The 18,650-nt window shown below is 52.2% G+C and carries 16 protein-coding genes and 1 pseudogene; 7 read left to right on the plus strand and 10 right to left on the minus strand.

Features of this window, described 5'->3' with window-relative positions; genetic code table 11:
• The first annotated feature begins 200 nt into the window (after positions 1–200).
• On the plus strand, positions 201–1,220 hold the full coding sequence (gene galR, locus ACX9GT_RS19925) for an HTH-type transcriptional regulator GalR (protein WP_473188371.1): 1,020 nt from the start codon (positions 201–203) through the stop codon (positions 1,218–1,220).
• Here the strand turns inward: galR and ACX9GT_RS19930 are convergent.
• On the minus strand, positions 1,217–1,672 hold the full coding sequence (locus ACX9GT_RS19930; protein ID WP_473188372.1) for a GNAT family N-acetyltransferase: 456 nt from the start codon (positions 1,670–1,672) through the stop codon (positions 1,217–1,219). The genes galR and ACX9GT_RS19930 overlap by 4 nt on opposite strands.
• Positions 1,673–1,806: 134 nt before the next feature.
• Here ACX9GT_RS19930 and ACX9GT_RS19935 point away from each other — a divergent pair, with 134 nt between their 5' ends.
• Positions 1,807–2,817, plus strand: coding sequence for a LacI family DNA-binding transcriptional regulator (locus ACX9GT_RS19935; RefSeq protein WP_473188373.1), 1,011 nt, complete (start codon positions 1,807–1,809; stop codon positions 2,815–2,817).
• Here ACX9GT_RS19935 and lysA read toward each other — a convergent pair.
• Entirely contained in the window at positions 2,814–4,070 is a 1,257-nt protein-coding gene (gene lysA / locus ACX9GT_RS19940) for a diaminopimelate decarboxylase (protein WP_473188374.1), read from the minus strand. The genes ACX9GT_RS19935 and lysA overlap by 4 nt on opposite strands.
• A 122-nt stretch (positions 4,071–4,192) precedes the next feature.
• Here lysA and ACX9GT_RS19945 point away from each other — a divergent pair, with 122 nt between their 5' ends.
• Positions 4,193–5,116 (plus strand): LysR family transcriptional regulator, encoded by a 924-nt coding sequence (locus ACX9GT_RS19945; RefSeq protein WP_473188375.1) that lies wholly within the window; start codon positions 4,193–4,195, stop codon positions 5,114–5,116.
• Between the two features lie 3 nt (positions 5,117–5,119).
• Here ACX9GT_RS19945 and ACX9GT_RS19950 read toward each other — a convergent pair whose 3' ends face one another.
• The gene (locus tag ACX9GT_RS19950) at positions 5,120–6,028 is read right to left on the minus strand and encodes a LysR family transcriptional regulator (RefSeq protein ID WP_473188376.1); all 909 of its coding nucleotides are present in this window, start codon (positions 6,026–6,028) and stop codon (positions 5,120–5,122) included.
• Positions 6,029–6,138: 110 nt separating this feature from the next.
• Between ACX9GT_RS19950 and ACX9GT_RS19955 the strand changes: the two genes are divergently transcribed.
• The 3 genes and pseudogenes from ACX9GT_RS19955 (at position 6,139) to ACX9GT_RS19965 (ending at position 9,335) form a co-directional block, all read left to right on the plus strand.
• Positions 6,139–7,023, plus strand: coding sequence for an MBL fold metallo-hydrolase (locus tag ACX9GT_RS19955; RefSeq protein ID WP_473188377.1), 885 nt, complete (start codon positions 6,139–6,141; stop codon positions 7,021–7,023).
• 22 nt (positions 7,024–7,045) lie between these two features.
• A pseudogene (locus ACX9GT_RS19960) lies at positions 7,046–7,373 on the plus strand (hypothetical protein).
• 228 nt (positions 7,374–7,601) lie between these two features.
• The gene (locus ACX9GT_RS19965) at positions 7,602–9,335 is read left to right on the plus strand and encodes an ABC transporter ATP-binding protein/permease (RefSeq protein ID WP_473188378.1); all 1,734 of its coding nucleotides are present in this window, start codon (positions 7,602–7,604) and stop codon (positions 9,333–9,335) included.
• 1,036 nt (positions 9,336–10,371) lie between these two features.
• Here ACX9GT_RS19965 and ACX9GT_RS19970 read toward each other — a convergent pair.
• Positions 10,372–12,024 (minus strand): multidrug ABC transporter permease/ATP-binding protein, encoded by a 1,653-nt coding sequence (locus ACX9GT_RS19970; RefSeq protein ID WP_473188379.1) that lies wholly within the window; start codon positions 12,022–12,024, stop codon positions 10,372–10,374.
• A 619-nt stretch (positions 12,025–12,643) separates the two neighbouring features.
• On the opposite strand from ACX9GT_RS19970, the gene ACX9GT_RS19975 reads away from it, so the two are divergent.
• Positions 12,644–13,195 (plus strand): tyrosine-type DNA invertase, encoded by a 552-nt coding sequence (locus ACX9GT_RS19975; protein ID WP_473188380.1) that lies wholly within the window; start codon positions 12,644–12,646, stop codon positions 13,193–13,195.
• A 58-nt stretch (positions 13,196–13,253) separates the two neighbouring features.
• Here the strand turns inward: ACX9GT_RS19975 and ACX9GT_RS19980 are convergent, their stop codons facing one another.
• The 6 genes from ACX9GT_RS19980 to ACX9GT_RS20005 all read right to left on the minus strand — a co-directional run bounded on the left by ACX9GT_RS19980 (position 13,254) and on the right by ACX9GT_RS20005 (position 18,615).
• A complete protein-coding gene (locus ACX9GT_RS19980; RefSeq protein ID WP_473188381.1) occupies positions 13,254–14,921 on the minus strand; it encodes an FKBP-type peptidyl-prolyl cis-trans isomerase N-terminal domain-containing protein in 1,668 nt (555 codons plus the stop codon).
• An 86-nt stretch (positions 14,922–15,007) separates the two neighbouring features.
• Positions 15,008–15,457 (minus strand): hypothetical protein, encoded by a 450-nt coding sequence (locus tag ACX9GT_RS19985; protein ID WP_473188382.1) that lies wholly within the window; start codon positions 15,455–15,457, stop codon positions 15,008–15,010.
• 3 nt (positions 15,458–15,460) lie between these two features.
• Positions 15,461–16,279 carry a LuxR C-terminal-related transcriptional regulator gene (locus tag ACX9GT_RS19990; RefSeq protein WP_473188383.1) on the minus strand — a complete coding sequence of 273 codons (819 nt, stop codon included), beginning with the start codon at positions 16,277–16,279 and terminating at the stop codon, positions 15,461–15,463.
• Between the two features lie 109 nt (positions 16,280–16,388).
• On the minus strand, positions 16,389–17,057 hold the full coding sequence (locus ACX9GT_RS19995; protein ID WP_473188384.1) for a response regulator transcription factor: 669 nt from the start codon (positions 17,055–17,057) through the stop codon (positions 16,389–16,391).
• 63 nt (positions 17,058–17,120) lie between these two features.
• Positions 17,121–17,825 (minus strand): LuxR C-terminal-related transcriptional regulator, encoded by a 705-nt coding sequence (locus tag ACX9GT_RS20000; RefSeq protein WP_473188385.1) that lies wholly within the window; start codon positions 17,823–17,825, stop codon positions 17,121–17,123.
• A 250-nt stretch (positions 17,826–18,075) separates the two neighbouring features.
• Positions 18,076–18,615 (minus strand): fimbrial protein, encoded by a 540-nt coding sequence (locus ACX9GT_RS20005; RefSeq protein WP_473188386.1) that lies wholly within the window; start codon positions 18,613–18,615, stop codon positions 18,076–18,078.
• Positions 18,616–18,650: the final 35 nt, after the last annotated feature.

The raw sequence follows: 18,650 nt of genomic DNA on the forward strand, positions 1-18,650 counted from the left end.
TCTAAATGCAACCAGCTGTAAATTTCCTGCACTGGTCAGTAATAACTCGCTGAAATAGTTACCCTCCTGTCGGCGCAGCAAGAATAAAATCCGCATATCTGCAATGGCCGCCACAAGTTACGCATGCCAGCGCTTGCAGCCCCCGAGTTTTTCCGCAAAACTGAGGAATGTAAGCGATTACCCAGGAAGTATTAACAGATATGGCCACGATTAAGGATGTTGCCAGGCTGGCGGGTGTTTCCGTCGCCACGGTATCTCGCGTAATAAATCACTCCCCCAAAGCCGGTGAAGGTTCGCGCATTGCGGTGCTGGCTGCGATGGAGGAGTTGCAATATCACCCCAACGCCAACGCCCGCGCGCTGGCCCAGCAATCGACAGAAACCCTTGGCCTGATTGTTTCCGACGTTTCCGATCCGTTTTTTGGTGCCATGGTCAAAGCGGTAGAGCAGGTGGCCTATGCCACACATAATTTCCTGCTGATTGGCAACGGTTACCACAATGCTGAAAAAGAGCGCCAGGCGATTGAGCAACTGGTGCGCCATCGTTGTGACGCGCTGGTGGTGCATGCCAAGAAGCTGACCGATGATGAGTTGGCCGCCTGGATGCGGCAGATTCCAGGCATGGTGCTGATCAATCGGACCTTGCCGGAGTTTGAGACGCGCTGCGTGGCGCTTGACGATCGCTACGGTGCCTGGCTGGCCACGCGCCATCTGATCCAGCAAGGGCATCAGCGCATCGCCATTATCTGTTCCACCCACCAGATTTCCGATGCCGCTGACCGTTTGCAGGGCTATCTGGATGCGCTGGCAGAGCACGGCATCCCGGTGGATGAGAAACTGATTACCTACGGTGAACCGGATGAAATTGGCGGGGAACAGGCCATGACCGAGCTGCTGGGGCGTGGCAAAAACTTCACCGCCGTCACCTGCTATAACGATCCGATGGCTGCCGGAGCGCTTTCGGTGCTGAGTGATAACAGCGTTGATGTGCCGGGCCAGATGTCGCTGATTGGTTTTGATGACGTGCTAATCTCACGCTACCTGCGCCCGCGCCTGACCACCATCCGTTATCCGGTGGTGGCGATGGCTACTCAGGCCGCCGAACTGGCGTTAGCCTTGGCCAACCACCAGCCGCTGCCGGAAATCACCAACATGTTCAGCCCAACGCTGGTGCGCCGCCATTCGGTGGCCAGTATCAATAACGTGTTCGAAGCTAATTAACCTAAACGGCGATGGTATAAATGTACCGGGCGATCCGGATAATCCAACGCATCGCCAATGTACTGCCAGCCGTGGCGTTCGTAATAACCGCTAAACTCGGCATACAGATACAGTTCGCTAAACCCGGCCTGCTGGCTGTAATCCTGCACAAACTGCTGCAATTGCAGCCCCAAACCGTTGCCACGCTGGCTTTCGTCAACGTAAAGCGCCGCCAGCCACGGCGTGAGATCCTGGCGGCTGATCAGGTCGCAACGCCATAAACCCACGGTCCCTACCGGTTTATCATCCAGCAGCGCGATGAAGGTGATGGGTAACCCGTCATGGCGCAGGCTGCTTTCTACCACGCTGGCGAAAAATGCCCGGCTGTTATCGCTGCCAAATGCCTGCCATTGCCAGTCGATAACCTGTTGCTGATGTTGCGGATAATCCGCCAGATGAACAATACGAATCACTCTGGTTTCCCCTGAAAGCGTTTTTACTCATGCTAGGGTGCAAACCACGGCTAATGCAAGACGCAACCGAAGATAACCCTATGCTAGACTGGGCATTATTTACCGCAGCGGACGTTGAAAGAGGTTAGCCACTGATGATCACCATGTTGGATGTCTCCATTCGCGCGGGGGTTTCTAAAGCCACGGTTTCACGCGTGTTAAACGGCACCGGGCAGGTGAAAAAGAGCACGCGCGACGCGGTGTTCAAGGCCATGGATGAACTGGGCTATCGGCCGAACTTTCTTGCGCAATCGCTGGCGAATAAAAGCTCCAACAGCATCGGCCTGGTGGTGTCCAATTTCGATGGCCCCTATTTTGGCCGCCTGCTGCGCCAGGCCGCCAAACTGATCGAAGCCAGCGGCAAACACCTGATTGTGACTGACGGCCACGATACGCCGGAAGATGAACTGCAAGCGGTACAGTTGCTGGCCGATCGCCGTTGCGATGCCATTATCCTGTATACCCGTTTTATGAGCGAAAGCGCGCTGATGGCGCTGCTGGAAAACCTGCCGGTTCCGGTGATGATCATTAATCGCGATCTGCCGCAGGCCCGTGAACGCTGCGTGTTCTTCGAACAGCAACTGGCGGCCTTCAACGTGGTGGATTACCTGATCCGCCAAGGGCATCGCGAAATCGCCTGCATCACCGGCCCGATCGATACGCCCACCGCTCAAGCGCGGCTGGCCGGTTATCGTCAGGCTTTGGAATATCATCAGATTAGCTTGGTTGATGCGCTCGTCACCTACGGCGACAGCAGCGTGCCGGGGGGCTATCACAGTTGCAACGCGTTGCTGCACACCGGCGCGCCGTTCAGCGCTCTGTTTGCCAGCAACGATGATATGGCGATTGGCGCAATGAAAGCGCTTAACCAGGCGGGTAAACGCCTGCCGCAGGACGTTTCGCTGTTTGGTTTTGACGACGAACCAAGCGCCGCCTACCTGCAACCGGCATTATCGACGGTGTATCTGCCGATCGATGCGATGATCGAAGCCGCCATCACGCAGGCTTTCCGCCTGATCAACGGTGAAAGCGTGCAGCCGTTAACCCCGTTTACCGGCGAACTGAAACTACGGGAATCCGTAGTTCCAGGGCCGTATGCGGGCTAAATCAGTTCCAGACCGATCAGTTCTTCAATAGTCTGGCGGCGGCGAATCAGGCGCGGTTCGCCGTTTTCGAACAACACTTCCGGCAGCAGCGGGCGGCTATTGTAGTTAGACGACATCGACGAGCCGTAAGCCCCGGTATCATGGAACACCAGATAGTCACCGACCACTACCTGCGGCAATGCGCGGGTTTCAATACCGCCGCCCGCCTGTTGGGTAAACACATCACCGGATTCACACAATGGCCCGGCAATCACCGTATCGCGCTGCGGTTGGCCCGCAGTATCACGGCCATCCGCTGGTAATAGCGAGATATGGTGATAGCTGCCGTACATCGCCGGGCGCATCAGATCGTTGAAACCGGCATCCACCAGCACAAAATGGCGGCTGCCCATGTCTTTCACCGCTCGCACTTCAGCCACCAGCACGCCCGCTTCCGCCATCAGGAAACGCCCCGGTTCGATTTCCAGTTTCACCGGATGGCCCAAATGTGCGGCCACGCGCTCGCGGGCGCGGTTCCACAAACCGTAATAGTGTTCGGTATCAATCGCCTCTTCTCCATATTGATAAGGGATCGAAAGCCCGCCACCGGCAGAAATCGCGCTGAGATCCTGGCCCAGATCAATCACCTGCTGCACCATGGCATCGCACACGCTCTCCAGGTGCTGATAATCAACGCCGGAACCAATATGCATATGCACGCCAACCAGTTTCAGGCCGTATTGTTGAATTTTTTCCACCGCCTGCGGCAGGTCGGCATACCAGATACCGTGCTTACTGTTTTCGCCACCGGTATTGGTTTTCTGGCTGTGACCATGACCAAAACCGGGGTTAACGCGCAGCCACACCGGATGACCGGCCGAAACCTGGCCAAGCTGCTCCAGCATATCGACAGAACCGGCGTTCACCGGGATTTTCAGCTCACTGACACGGGCCAGCGTGGCGTGATCGAAGACGTCAGCCGTAAAAATGATCTCTTCCCCGCCCGGCACGAAACCAGCCTGCAAAGCACGTTCGATCTCCCCCAAGGATACCGAATCCACTCTCACACCCTGCTCGCGCATCAGGCGCAGAATATGAATATTCGAGCAGGCTTTCTGCGCAAAGCGGATCACGTCAAAGTGGCGTAGCTGGTTGATCCGCTGGCAAATAATATCAGCATCATAGGCCCAAACCGGGCAGCCAAAGCGTTGCGGCAATGCCATCAGGTTGGTGGCGTTCAGTGCGGTAGAGGTGTCGTTCAAAGCGCGTGGCATCAGTATGTTCTCAAGATGAAATTTTCCATCATCATGCCGAACCGATGTCGATTTGAAAAATATCTATTTCGCCATAGTCTATTCACTTATGATATGGTTTTCTTTACCTGTGGAGCACCACTATGCCTACCATCACCCTGCGCCAGATTGAGATCTTTCATGCGGTGATGACCACCGGTAACCTGACCGAGGCCGCTGCTTTGCTACAAACCTCGCAGCCCACCGTCAGCCGTGAGTTGGCGCGCTTTGAGAAGCTGATCCTGTTGCAGCTGTTTGATCGCGTGCGCGGCCGTTTGTACCCGACGGTGCAAGGTCTGCGATTGTTCGAAGAAGTGCAGCGCTCTTACTATGGCCTGGATCGCATCAAGAATGCCGCCGCCGGGATCCGCCAGTTTCAGCAGGCACAGCTTTCTATCGCCTGCCTGCCGGTGTTTTCCCAATCGCTGCTGCCTGCGGTCTGCAAGCCGTTTATCGATCGTTACCCGGAAGTGAGCTTCAACGTGATCCCACAGGAATCACCGCTGCTGGAAGAGTGGCTGTCGGCACAGCGCCACGATCTGGGGCTGACGGAAAACACCCTCACTCCCGCCGGGACCGAACGTGTAACGCTGATGACCATGAATGAGGTCTGTGTGTTGCCCGCCAAGCACCCTTTGCTGGCGAAAGCGGTGCTGACGCCGCAGGACTTCAGCGGAGAGAACTTTATCAGCCTGTCGAGCACTGACAGTTATCGGCAGTTGCTGGACTCTCTGTTTCATGAACAAGGGATCGATCGCCGCATGGTGCTGGAAACCCATAGCGCCGCTTCGGTATGTGCAATGGTAAAAGCGGGCGTCGGTGTGTCGATCGTCAACCCGCTGACCGCCCTGGATTACGCCAATAACGGCGTGCATGTGCGGCCATTCAGCGTGGAAGTGCCGTTCACCGTCAGCCTGATCCGGCCGCTGCACCGCCCCTCTTCCGCACTGGTAACGGCGTTTATGCAGCATTTGCAGCAGCAGGCGGCAAAACTCCCTGCTCGTCTGGCCGCAGTGATTAAGCGCTAGCCGTCAGCGCAACGTGGCGCGCCAACCGGGATCGGTGGCAAACCACTCCACTAAGAAATCCAGCATGGTGCGCAGCGTGGCTGGCATTTGGCGGCGCGAGGTGTAAATCCCGTAGATCCCCATGGCTTGCGGCATGTAGTCAGGCAGTAATTCGATCAGATCGCCCTTTGTCAGCAGCGGAGCCGCCGAATAGTAAGGCTGCAATGAAATGCCCGCCCCTTGCACCGTGCCCGCCAGCAGCACCACTGACTCATTGGCACTCAGATTGCCGCTGACCGCCACCGCCGATTTCACGCCCTGGCAGTCAAAATGCCACAGGCTTTTACCGAAATAGGAATACGTCAGGCAGTTATGCGTAGCCAGATCCTGCGGATGGCGCGGCGTGCCGTGAGCGGCAAGATAGGCCGGTGAAGCGCAGACCACCGAAGCACAGGTGGAAAGCGGCCGGGCGATCAGATTCGGATCCAGTTCATTGGTGATGCGTAGCGCCAGATCGATACGCTCCTCCACCAGATTGACCGCCCGATTATTCATTTGCAGATCCACCGCCACCTGCGGATGGCGTTTCAGGTACTGCGCCACCGCCCCCACCAGTGCCGTTTGCCCAAGCGATTGCGAACAGGTAATGCGCAGCAGACCGCGCAAATCGTCACTCTGCTGGTTATCCACCAGATCGATCTCCCCGGCCAACGCCAGCATCCGGCGGCAGCGCTCCAACGTGCGTTCACCGGCATCGGTCAGGCTCAGTTTCCGCGTGGTGCGGTGCAGCAAACGCGCCCCGGCCCATTGCTCCATCTGCGCCAGATAGCGCGTCACCATGGCACGCGACATCTCAAGCCGATCTGCCGCCGCGATCATACTGCCACGCTCGACAATGTTGACAAAAACCTCTGCGGCGGTAATGCGATCCATGATTCGCTCGATTTATGCAATGAATAATTGTTTATTATCCGGTTTTTCTCTCGCTTTATGCAACATAACATCTTGGCAACCCTAACCGATCCCTAAAGGACACCTGCCAAATGTTTAAGCAATCATTACTGACCCTGACGTTAACCAGCATCGCCGCTTTCAGCACCTACGCCACCGCTGCCAATACGCTGACCCTGGAAGTGTATAATCCTGGCGAAAACAGCGTATTCCCGGTTTCTTCTGAAATCATCAGCGGTAAACACGAAGTGGCGCTGATTGACGCCCAATTCCAGCGGAACGATGCCGAAGCGTTAGTGAAGAAAATCAAAGCCACCGGCAAGAAACTGACCACCGTGTATATCAGCCATTCGGATCCCGATTTCTATTTCGGGCTGGATGTGATCAAAGCAGCATTCCCACAGGCGAAAATCATCGCTTCTCCGGGAACGATCGCCGCGATCAACGCCAGCAAAGACGGTAAAATGGCTTATTGGGGCCCGATCCTGAAGGAAAATGCGCCGAAAACGCTCATTGTTCCGCAACCGTTGCAGGGCGATAGCTTTACCATCGACGGTCAGAAAGTAGAGGTAAAAGGCCTGACCGGCCCAGCGCCGGATCGCACCTATGTGTGGATCCCGGCGTTGCAGGCGGTGGTCGGCGGCGTGGCGGTGGCCGGTAACAACATCCATCCGTGGCTGGCGGACAACCAGAGCGTAGAATCCCGTGCTCATTGGCAGCAAACGCTGGAAAGCATCAAAGCGCTGAAACCACAGGTGGTGGTGCCGGGGCATTTCCTGCCGGGTGCCGCGCAATCGCTGGAGTCGGTGACCTTTACCCAAAACTACCTGACGACGCTAGAAGCAGAATTACCGAAGGCCAAAAACTCTAGCGAACTGATCGCCGCCATGAAACAGCATTATCCCGGCCTGAAAGACGGTTCCAGTCTGGAACTGAGCGCCAAAGTGCTGAAAGGTGACATGAAGTGGCCACAGTAAGGCCGATAACCGAGGTATAACCGTGGGTACAGCAACGCTGCATTACATTTTTGATCCGCTATGTGGCTGGTGCTATGGCGCAGCGCCGCTGGTGAAAGCCGCCCAGACTGTCCCTGGGTTGAGTATCGCCTTGCACGCCGGTGGTATTGCCGAGATGCGCTTCAAGAGCGGGGGCTCCTGCCGCACAGCATATTGCGCAAAGCCGCGCGCTGCTGGCTCAGGTGCAAGGTCAGGGCTTCCCGACGTTTGCCTTACAGCGTAGCGATGAACATCTGCGCCCGATCCCGGTTGGAGATTATCTGGCGGATGTCGCAGGCTGGAAAGCATTGCTGACTAACATCGCACACTGAGTACCTGCTTGCCCTTCGGTTGATAGAGGGCAAGCCTTTACTGGTTATTCCACCCGCACAACCTGCACCGGCGGTGAAATCCCGCGTAACATCACAGTTCCGCGACGCTTCATTCTGCCATCGGCCTATTTCAAATAGTTAGCCGTGTCAAAACTGCTTACATGTCACAGTTTGTTTGTTACCCTTCCTGCGCCCATGCTGATAAGAAACAATACATTCTGGAACATCATGAATAATACGACTTCGCAGAAACATGCCGTCTGGCAATTGATTAAGCCCTTTTGGGTTTCGGAAGAGAAATGGCGTGCCTGGGCGATGCTGATCGCCATCGTGGTGCTGTCCCTGGGATTGGTCTATATCAGCGTGCTGATTAACCAGTGGAATCAGGTGTTCTACGACGCGCTGCAAAATAAAAACTATCCGGTGTTCAAGGAACAACTGTGGCGCTTTACCTATCTGGCGTTGATCTTCATTGTGCTGGCGGTCTACAAGGTCTATCTGACGCAGGGTTTGCAGATGCGCTGGCGGCGCTGGATGACGGAAAAATTCATGGGGAAATGGCTGGCACATCGAGCCTATTACCATACCGAACAGCAGCAGATTATCGATAACCCAGACCAACGTATCTCTGACGATCTCAACGTTCTGACCCAATATACGCTGTCACTGTCACTCGGCCTGCTTTCCAGCCTGGTCACTCTCGGTTCGTTTGTTAGCATCCTCTGGCACATCAGCGGGCCAATGACCTTCATGATCGCCCAGCACTCTATCACCCTGCCTGGCTATATGGTGTGGTTTGCCCTGCTGTACGCGGCATTGGGTTCACTGGTGATCTGGTGGGTCGGTAAACCGCTGGTCATGCTGGGTTTTAACCAGGAACGTTACGAAGCCAACTTCCGTTTCGGGTTGATCCGCATCCGTGAAAACAACGACGCCATTGCGCTGTACCACGGTGAACCGCGTGAGAAGCAGCAGTTGAGCAATCGCTTTGAAGCGATCCGCAGTAACTGGTGGTCAATCATGCGGATTACCCGGCGGCTTAATATCGCCAGTAACTTCTATGCCCAGTTTGCCATTATTTTCCCACTGCTGGTGGCAGCCCCGCGCTACTTCTCCGGCGCGATCCAGATGGGGGGGCTGATGCAGATCGCTTCCGCGTTCGGCCAGGTGCAAGGGGCGCTGTCGTGGTTTATTGATGCGTTCTCTAATCTGGCCACCTGGAAAGCCTGTGTTAACCGTCTGGCGGGTTTTAACGCGGCGATAGACGAGGTGCATAACCAGACTCGCGGTATTCAGCTACAACCAGAAAGTGTTCAGCCGCTGGTACTGCGCGATCTCAGCATGTCCTTGCCCGATGGGCAGCCGCTGCTGAGTGCCGCCACCATCACGCTAAAACGTGGTGAACGCGTGCTGATCGTTGGCCCTTCAGGCTGTGGGAAATCTACCCTGCTGCGCGCCATTGCCGGGATCTGGCCCTACGGTTCCGGTGAGATCGGCCTGGATAACACTTTGAGCACCCTGTTCCTGCCGCAGCGCAGCTATATTCCGATCGGCACGCTGCGTGAAGCCCTGAGCTACCCGCATCAGGATAAGGACTATAGCGATGAACAACTGCTAAAAGTGCTGGAGAATTGCCGCCTGAAGCACTTGCAACAGTGGCTGGATACCAGCGCCAACTGGAGCCATCGGCTATCGCCGGGTGAGCAGCAACGGCTGGCGTTTGCCCGCGCTATCCTCACCCGCCCGGACATTCTGTTCCTCGATGAAGCCACCAGCGCGCTGGATGATGAAACCGAGCAGTTAATGTATTGCCTGTTGGTGGACGAACTGCCGAACGTCACGCTAGTGAGCGTGGCACACCGCAACAGCGTGGCGAAGTATCATCAGACCTGTTGGCGCTTCAGCCGTAACGAGAAGGGGTTGGCACATATGGTGCTGAGTCCGTTACCCACGCTGGGCTAAGGCATCGTTTCCCCTATCTCAATGAGCGACCCGTTGTTCGTCAGTTGAGATAGGGGCATACAGCGCAGAGCAAATCTCTCAACTAAGCAAACCGACGCCGACGTAAGTCACCAAGCCGACAACCACTAAAATGAGAATAACGGCAACGGTATAAAGGGCAATGCGGCGGGGGCTATAGTAGGGCATAGTGATTCCTCTTAATTTTATACAAATCAATAATGAGTCTATACCCAAAGTCCTTAGAGTGGCAGCCAGGTAGCAAGGGCATTTCCTCGCCACCATCAACAACGCAGTTCACTGGTGTAGTCGGTCGTTATCGGTCTGAAAGGGCGTTCGCAGGTGCAGGCATGTTGTTTGGAACTTACGCCGCCCCAATCCCCCGAGCTTGCAGAGATGGCACAGCAGAGCGATTATTTGGCTTGTTTAAATGAGTTGACTCAAGTCAGCGAGGTGTCGACAGATTATCGGCTAACACAGGCGGTTCCCCTTCGTACAACTCGGGTTGCCAAAGGTCTTCAATAAAATTACGCTGTAAATCATTCAATTGCCAAGCGGGTGGAAATATCGCTTTGAACTGTACCTGAGCATCCCCGCGAAAAGTAAGTGATTTATTATCCATAGGTTCGCGCCCACCCTGTATCCAATAAGTTATTGCCAGTATTTCAGCCCAAATGTGCTCTGTTTCGCACAGACCAAGCCGTTTTCTGCTCATTCATAGCGATAACAGCACAGCCAACATATAAGTTAAATCAATCGTAAAATTCTTTATTATCGATTCAAAAAATCAGTTTGCTAGTCTATTCCTCTGAAAAAAGCCTAACAAATTAATTATTCGAACCATTCTCAAAATATTCTACACCGCGCTACGAGCGATAACTCCATGAAATAAGTGCATTAACTTAGGTCATCAATATATGAAGCCTTATGCCAGAGACAGGATGGTATGGGAGTTACTCACGGAGAGATAATGAATGCCGGTTGCAAGTGATTAAAACATCACCCTGCAAGCTTCAGCAAGCGCTTGCAGGGTGATTCATCAACCAATCTGAGCCACAGAATCCTTACTGGCTTGCAATCGGCCCTCGCCCGTCAGCTCGATCAGATGCCCATTACGCATTTGCAGCAGGCGGTCAGCCTGTTCAAAATAGTGATCGTCATGACTGATCGCAAAGACGGTTTTACCCATATCGCGCAAATGAGGAAGTAACGCACGGTAGAATGTACGCCGGAATTGGGGATCCTGATCCGCAGCCCATTCATCCAGCAGCAAAATATCCCGTTTTTCCGCCATGGCCAGCAGCAGCGCCAAGCGCTTACGCTGCCCCTGTGAAAGCTGTGGATTCATCACCCGATCGCCATCAAACTCCAGTTTACTTTTCATCTTTAAGCGATCGAGCCAGGTTTCTACCAGTTCAGCATCCGGTGCGTCTCCCTGCGGCCCAACTAACTGGTGAAATGGGTGGAAATCGGTAAATATGGCAGAGAACAGGCGGCGATAATCCTGCATTTCTACCGCACTGACGGCGACGCCATCCAGTAAAATCTGGCCACTCACCGGTGAATATAATCCGGTCAACAACCGAGCCAGGGTCGATTTGCCACTGCCGTTGCCACCAATCAGAAAGACCAGTTCACCACGCCGCAGCTCCAGGTTGATTGGCCCAACCTCAAATCCTGGCTGTGATTCGGCAGCCCCATAGCGGAAGAATACATCACGTAATTCCAGCGTCTGCCATGTTCTGGCCTGCGTAAAGGGAAATGCCGGTTGATATTCCGCCAGCTTAAGCGCTTTGACTTTATGGAAGGCCACCTCGGCGCTGATCAAGGTCGGGAATGCCCCTACCGCTTGCAGCAATGGCGTTCGCAGGAATAATAGGGTCAGTGAATATGTCGCGGCGACTGCGGTATCCGCCCATCCCAGGCTGTTCGCCATATAGAACACCAGGCCGATAGCGCCCAGCATCATAATATTCGACCAATTGACGGCGCTGAGATGGAAGGTATCGGCGCGAATAATATGATCACGATAGTCACTGGCATCGGGCTGATAAGCCTGCTGGAACAACATTTTGGCACGATCGCGGTTCAGCGCCAGTTCTTTGCAACCCTCGATTGCCGACTGATAATGGTGATAAAGCCGTTCTTCCGCTTCACGTACGCTATTCAGATGGCGATAAACCCGCGACACCAGATACCCACTGCCAATCACGGTCACTGCCACCCACACCGCCGTCACACTCAGCATCGCCGGTGATAACCAGCCAAGATAAGCTGCCGAACAAAGGGTCAGGATCACCCCCTGCACCAGTTCCGGCAAGCGCACAAAAGCGATGGTGATATTGCGGATATCACTCGACAGGCTGGCCAGCAGTGCAGCACTGCCCAACTGTTCCAGGCGTTCAATATTGGTATCCAGTATGCGTTTCACCAACTGACTGCGCAGGCGATAAACAAAATGGTGCCCCAAGAGGGTCAAGGCCAGTTGCGAACCTAGCGTCACCACCATCAACAAGGCCAACAGGCCGAGAAACTGTGGCAGCACGGTCAACGGATCCTCAGCAGCGCCCATCAATTGCACATTGATAAAGGCAATAATACCGATACCCAACACGGCACTGGCCATAGCCAGCGCCATGACTGCCAGAAATGGCCAACGATACTGCTGAAAGACCACCCGTAACAACTCCATGAGAAACCCTATATTGATACCATGCAATGGCTGGCATTGTAGTCAGCGACAGCACGATATCAATAATAATTATCATTTTGTTTCTAATAACAAAAGCCGCCATCAAGGCGAAAGGGGCAAACTGTTCAAGCCTGACTGCGCAGAAAACGGGCTTGTAAGGTACGATACCGTCGAAAATAAGAAGAAGCCAGGTCACTGTTACACCTGAAGTAGCGATATCAAAAACAGATAAAAAATGGATTATAGGAAATTACATCACATATCATAAAATAATCGTTATCTTGAAATAAATACTCCAATTAAAATTAAATATTTCAATAACCATGACAAATGTACACATTACGTGGCACTAAGAAAAAGCTTACATTCCCTGAAAAAGAAAGCATTTATCCTCTATGATGTGATATCCCTCATAAATAAATGATTATTTTATGAGCGGATACGCTATTTTTTTTCACATTAACAATGCGTAATGCCTCTTCAACCCTACTCCTCGACCAATTTTAACGGAAAGTTCTTAGATGCAGCTATTGTTATTTTAATTGCTGAAAATGGGTATTCGATGTTTAAATAACCACGCCACAGTAATATTTGCTTTTTGTAACGCAGGAAAAAGAAAATGAAAAAACGCAAATATCTCAGTCACATTGAAATTGAGAGAATGATCTCTGCTATACCGGATGGATCCAATGGTTGGCGAGATCGCTGCATGCTGTTGATGTGCTTTATTCATGGATTACGCGTCAGTGAACTAAGGGGGTTACGCTTGGAGGATATTGATCTCACTACTAACCGCTTGCACGTTTCTCGTTTAAAAAATGGTTTTTCTGTTCAGCATCCGATTCAAATTCGCGAGCGCTTGGCACTGAACAAATGGCTGGCACAACGCCCACGCTACCTGGAGTCCGACAGCCCATGGTTATTCTTGTCACGCCATGGCGGGCAAATCTCACGACAGCAACTTTACCGTTTAATAAAAGCGTATGGGGAATTAGCCGGTATCAGCGTACAGGTGCATCCCCATATGTTGCGTCATTCCTGTGGTTATGCACTTGCCGATAAAGGCGTTGATACGCGGCTAATTCAAGATTATTTAGGGCATAAAAACATTCAAAACACCGTTATTTATACTGCAAGTAACGTTGAACGCTTCAGGACAATAAATATTTAACCCAAAGTTCGAGCTATTCTTAATTATCCCCAGCGCTCAACGTCTTAAAAACCATCTACTATCTTACAGGAGTAACAGTATCGGCAGGAGCCACTACGTCTAATATCCTTACGTTATATACCATTGTAGAACCCGGCGGGATGTCGGGTGGTAGGCCTTTATCGCCGTAAGCCAAGGTTGGCGGTACTACCATCGTCATGCTGCCGTGATTCTGCAACTGTGACAGTGCGGATCTGAACATAGGTGGGTAGCTGCTCAATGGCTGCCTGATCGACGTACCCGCCGCCTCCATGTCCTTAATCACTTTGCCATTCGTCAGGCTTTCTTTCACCACCACAGACACAATGCTGGTATCGTCAATCTTGCCTTTACCCGCATTGTCGATACGGTAGAAATAGCCAGAGGTGTCTTTCTTCACCTGCTTTTGCTTTTTGAACTGCGCGATATAGCGCGAGCCCGCCGCTTCGGTTTCCTGCGTACGCTGTTTTTCATTAGCACTCAGCGCAGCCTCAGTGGCATGCAGCGCTTTATCTATCTGCTCCTGTGGCAGTTTTATCTTGCCCGCAAACGTGTCCTGCACGCCCGCCAGCGCCAGGCGATTATCGATCTTGATCCCTTGTGCCGTTCTCTCTTTCAACAATGCCAGCATGTCATCGGCCAACGAGCTGCCGATCGCATAATCGCGAATTTCGCTCTCGGTTTTCGGCTCCACAACGGCGTCGCTCTGCGCTTTCTGTAGCGTAGACAACTGCTGTTCCAATGCGCTGCTTTCCCGCATTTTCTCGCTCGCGCTGTCCCGTAATGCGGTAAGCTGGCTCTGCAAATCTTCACTCTGCTTGCGGCTCTCATCTAAAGCGGTCTGCAATGTCTGATTGCTTTTGGCTTTCTCGCCTTCCGATGCCGCCAATGTCTCTAGCTGCTTTTTCAGAGCCGCCATTTGCTGCGCGCCGTCAGCGGCTTTACTCGTCAACATCGCTAACTTCTGCTGTGCCGCCTCACTCTGTTTCTTACTCTGTGTCAATTGCGCTTTCAGGGCATCCTGCTCGCTGCTCTTACCCGTTTGTGCCACGGTCATCGTATCCAGTTGCTTTTGCAGTGCTGATGCCTTTTGCTCTTTTTCGCTGGCTTTTGCCGTTAATACCGCCAACGTTTTCTGTACCTCTTCACTTTGCTTACGGCTTGCGTTCAGCTGTGTCTGAAGCGCCTGGTTCTCTTTGTTTTTATCATTCTGCGATAGTGCCAATGCATCCAACTGTTTCTGCAATGACGAACTTTGCAGCAGACTTTTATCCAAAGCCTGCTGCAAACGACCGGTATCCTGCTTATTCTCAGACTTCGCCGCCGTGGCTGCCGCCAAATCCTGCTGCATTTGATCTGTTGTTTGCAGATTCTCCTGGAGATTTTGTTTCAACTGGGCAATTTCAGCACGTGCATCTGCATCCTGTTGAGCAGATTGACGCAGCTGTTTCAGCTCCTGATCCCGCTGGCTCACCGTCGCATTCAACTGATTGATCTTGGCTTGCAGCGCTTTTAATTCTGCTACTGGGGCTGACTGGGATTCACTTGGCCGTTTGCTCTGTGCACTCTTGGCGGGTTTAGTGCTGCTTCTCTTTTCACGAGGAGGAGGAGTGATTGCTTCCAGTTGAGATGGGGTCAGCAGCAACAGCGCCGGAGCGTCATCCACTTTGCTGGTGATTGCATTCAATGACTCGAGCGTGGTGCTCATATCATCTTGCAGTCTATCTGTTGCACCAAAAGCGCAGCTCAAAGGCAGTGTCAGCGTAAAAAAAAAGCCATACTTTAGACTCTGTTTCACTTCAGGCTCTCCCCTTTACGAATCAATCCATTCAACACATCGCGCTCAATTTCAGCACACACCTGGTTGGTTTTATATTTATACAAGGCGTCCAACGTATCTTTGGTCAACGTGTTGACATCTCCACGAACGGCACTGTAAACCGAAGCATTTCTTACCAGATTATCGAAATAGGCTTTTCTGGCAGCATAGGCTCTTGGGTTTACCGTTTTCAGAGAAGCGAGTTCACTCTGGCAGAGCCCCAGACGATTTTGTTTCACCTCTGACTTTTCAATCACAGGTTGAGGCGGCGGTTCGACTGCGGCGGGAGAAGAGACGAACGGTTGCACCTTGGATGGGGGAGGACTGCTTTTACTTGCGCAACCGGCCAACAACAAACCGCTACTGACGATAAATCCAACCAACAGCCGCCTGCTGCATCCGTTGGCTTTCTGAAGTTGTTCCAAATTCTATTCCTTCCTTGCTGGATAATGACCTGCCATCACCACCCTGGAATGGAGCACCTCCACCGGGGGTAACCATGTCGGTAATGTTTTTATTTCTCTGTTATTGCCGAGAATACGGCCCGAGAGACTGTCAACCGAGTGTTCTGAGTCGTCATCCAGGGTCAACTCCAGATACAAATATTCCAGCATCTCTTTCATTGCCACCAGATCGGCGCAGTGAGTGATACCCAGCTTGTGCATGGCTTTACCCTTGATCGCCATCACCGTTTTTTCGCTGCGAAGCAACAATTTTGCGGTGCGCTTTACCGAGTCACCCTCCAGCAAGTGCTGTAATACTCTCAGTTCCATCAGACGCAATGTTACCTCATCTGGAACTTTGCTCAAGTTATCCGACAATACATTTTTTATTCTGACACTGCAGTAAAAGGTTTCACGCCCTATTTGCGCGAAAGCCTGCTCAATTTCCGTCAAAGAATCATGCTGACTTAAGATCCCGCTCACATTCAGTTCAGATAAACGCCGCAGGAAGTAAGGAATATAGACATCCACTATCACGACAATTTGCATGCTTGGTCTGGTCTGACGTAACGCCCGGATGAACTGCAACTGCTCTAGCCAATCTGTCTGCTGTCGGCTAAAGGCTATAACCAACAGCTCAATGTTGGAGGTGACCAACCGTAATCGGGCTTCAGTCAAGGAGTGCATCCGCCAACACTGCCAGATGTCATGTTGTTCTTTCAGGTGGTGTTCAATACCGCTCGCCATCACTTGGCAAGGGATTAGCAGTGCGACACGTGAGATCGGTGGACTGCGTAGAGTCATGAGAATTCCCTTCCATGAGAACGAAGGCTAATCGCCCGCCAGCATTTATCGTGACGACATTGGCCTATCTGATGGCGAATAGGGGGACGTCCCCCTATTCGCAAGACCATCAATCACACGCAAACTGCTGGGTGATATTTTTCCTGAGCGAAAACAGCTCACTGTCGTTCTTGACCTGCAACTTCCGCATGGCATTACACTTATGTGCGCTGATAGTTTTAATACTACGGTGCTGTAACTCAGCAATTTCGCGCAGGCTCATGCCATTGAACAAGAAGGTCAACACATCATTTTCACAACGTGTCAGGCTATGCAGGCTGGAAACATCATCGGAATCGGCACGGGCCAGATAGGAACCAATCAATGGGCTTAATACACGCTCACCATTGAATACACGGTTAAAGAATTCACCCACCAGTTGCAGGTTATCGCCACGAGAAACAACGCTGATGTTGGCAACATCCAATAACCTGCCCAGGTCTTCTCCCTTCTGGCATCGGGTGTAAACAATCACTCGCAACGTAGGCAGTTGTGCGCACAAATTCAGCAGTGCCTCACGCCCCTGAGCCGTTGTTTCATTCAGACCATTTAATTCGGTGATAAGAATATCGACAGGCTGATACAACAACCCTTCGGAAACCGCTGCCATACTGGTTTCCTGCACAATAATCTCATTCGGTACGCTCAGCGTTCCAATAAAACACGACAACCCGGCCAACGTGAGCGGGCTGCGATCCATTAGGGCTATGCCGATCGGTTTTTGCGACGAAAGGGTCATATTCTACTCCTGTATGAATAACATGCTCATTCCATCCGGGAATGAGTACCATCTGTATAAACGTTAGCGGGCAAACACCGGACCGGTTTTTGCCATCCATTTCCCCTGCAGATAAAGCTCACCGTCACTCTGGAAGCCTAATTTGTGCATGGCATTACGTTTGTGGGTACTAACGGTGCGGACATCGCGATGCATCATCAGTGCTGCGGTAGTCACACTTTTTCCGGAAAACAGATAAGCCAGCACGTCTAACTCACGGGCCGTCAGCGCTTTGCCACCCGCGGAATGATTGGCCAGTAGCTGTCTGACTTTATGGCTATAACTGCGGCGGCCTGAAATCACTTGCTGTACACATTGTGTCAGGGCGATTGCGGGCTCTTGTTTCAATACCAACCCTTTGATCCCGGATGCAGTCAATAATTGCAACACCCGTGGGTCATCAAGCGCGGTACAAACGATCATTGAAGTGGTTGGCCAATGTTCCAGGCAAAGCGCAATCAGCCGCAGGCCATCCAGCACAGACTCTTCTTCCCCACATAATTCCATAATCAGTAATTTAGCGGGGCGATGGTGCATTAATGTAGGGATTTCCGAAAGATTGCTGACAAGTTGCACCCCGTCCGCAAATCCACAAGACTGGGCCAAAATGTTACGCATACCGAGTGCAGTGATTGGGCAGGACTCCATTACAATCACACTTTCCCCTTTTTGCCCGTAAGGATGTGGGGCAGGCGCACTCACTCTTTGATAAGTATGAGCTATGGTCATAGTTACTCTCCCTTTTCTGCAGGTTACTGATCCTTTACTGCGTCCTTTATCAATGGGTATACAGAATTGCCCTTTAATGACCGAGGGTTATTATTTTTTCTTGACTCTTCCCAAGTGACCGCTCAAAAAACGTAACGAAACTGCTATAAAATAAAAAAGCCCCAACTGACACTTTACATAGACACAGGCAACGAGCAATCCGTCATGAGCTGGGGCTATATTTCTCATGACGGAAGGGTACTAAGGGTAATTACTGGTAGGTAAATGCCACTTGGACGGTGCCCACCACACTACCTGGCGTTACGTTACCAGTAGAAGAATAGGCGCGAGCTCGCAAGTTGAAGGTGGCATCGCTGTTTGCCGAAACTACTGGTGCAACCATTGTGCCGCCATTACCTACCCTCTGATTTAGCACAGCATTCTGCAATTCAATCTGCACTTTATCTGCATCACCCGTATTCTGGTAAAGACCGGTTTCTTCAGCGGCCTGAGTACCACTAAACGCAGCAGTGACTGAAGTTGTGGATGTTGGACAATCTTTCAGATGCAATGCAAACGGCACCCAGTCGGAACCTTTTGCAGCAGTCAAACTCGCAGCTTGAATATTGGTTCCCAGATCGACGTTAACCGCGTTGCCGCTAGAGGCATCAACTGTGCAAGGTGATGCCTTGATCGTACCGGTAATCTTGATATCCACATTATCTGCAGCTAATACAGAATAACTCATACCCATGCTTGCCACTGCAATACAGAGCACTGTATTTTTTAAAATCTGCTTATAGTTTTCCATAATATCCTTATCCTTTGGTTAATACCCAGCCAAAA

Source organism: Serratia sp. YWN4 (genome assembly GCF_055790845.1).

Coding starts and splice junctions, on each gene's coding strand:
- ACX9GT_RS19935 (WP_473188373.1), top strand. CDS start 1,807: ATGATCACCATGTTGGATGTCTCCATTCGCGCGGGGGTTTCTAAAGCC.
- ACX9GT_RS20005 (WP_473188386.1), bottom strand. CDS start 18,615: ATGGAAAACTATAAGCAGATTTTAAAAAATACAGTGCTCTGTATTGCA.
- ACX9GT_RS20000 (WP_473188385.1), bottom strand. CDS start 17,825: ATGACCATAGCTCATACTTATCAAAGAGTGAGTGCGCCTGCCCCACAT.
- ACX9GT_RS19945 (WP_473188375.1), top strand. CDS start 4,193: ATGCCTACCATCACCCTGCGCCAGATTGAGATCTTTCATGCGGTGATG.
- galR (WP_473188371.1), top strand. CDS start 201: ATGGCCACGATTAAGGATGTTGCCAGGCTGGCGGGTGTTTCCGTCGCC.
- ACX9GT_RS19975 (WP_473188380.1), top strand. CDS start 12,644: ATGAAAAAACGCAAATATCTCAGTCACATTGAAATTGAGAGAATGATC.
- ACX9GT_RS19995 (WP_473188384.1), bottom strand. CDS start 17,057: ATGACCCTTTCGTCGCAAAAACCGATCGGCATAGCCCTAATGGATCGC.
- ACX9GT_RS19955 (WP_473188377.1), top strand. CDS start 6,139: ATGTTTAAGCAATCATTACTGACCCTGACGTTAACCAGCATCGCCGCT.
- ACX9GT_RS19990 (WP_473188383.1), bottom strand. CDS start 16,279: ATGACTCTACGCAGTCCACCGATCTCACGTGTCGCACTGCTAATCCCT.
- ACX9GT_RS19965 (WP_473188378.1), top strand. CDS start 7,602: ATGAATAATACGACTTCGCAGAAACATGCCGTCTGGCAATTGATTAAG.
- ACX9GT_RS19980 (WP_473188381.1), bottom strand. CDS start 14,921: ATGAGCACCACGCTCGAGTCATTGAATGCAATCACCAGCAAAGTGGAT.
- ACX9GT_RS19950 (WP_473188376.1), bottom strand. CDS start 6,028: ATGGATCGCATTACCGCCGCAGAGGTTTTTGTCAACATTGTCGAGCGT.
- lysA (WP_473188374.1), bottom strand. CDS start 4,070: ATGCCACGCGCTTTGAACGACACCTCTACCGCACTGAACGCCACCAAC.
- ACX9GT_RS19970 (WP_473188379.1), bottom strand. CDS start 12,024: ATGGAGTTGTTACGGGTGGTCTTTCAGCAGTATCGTTGGCCATTTCTG.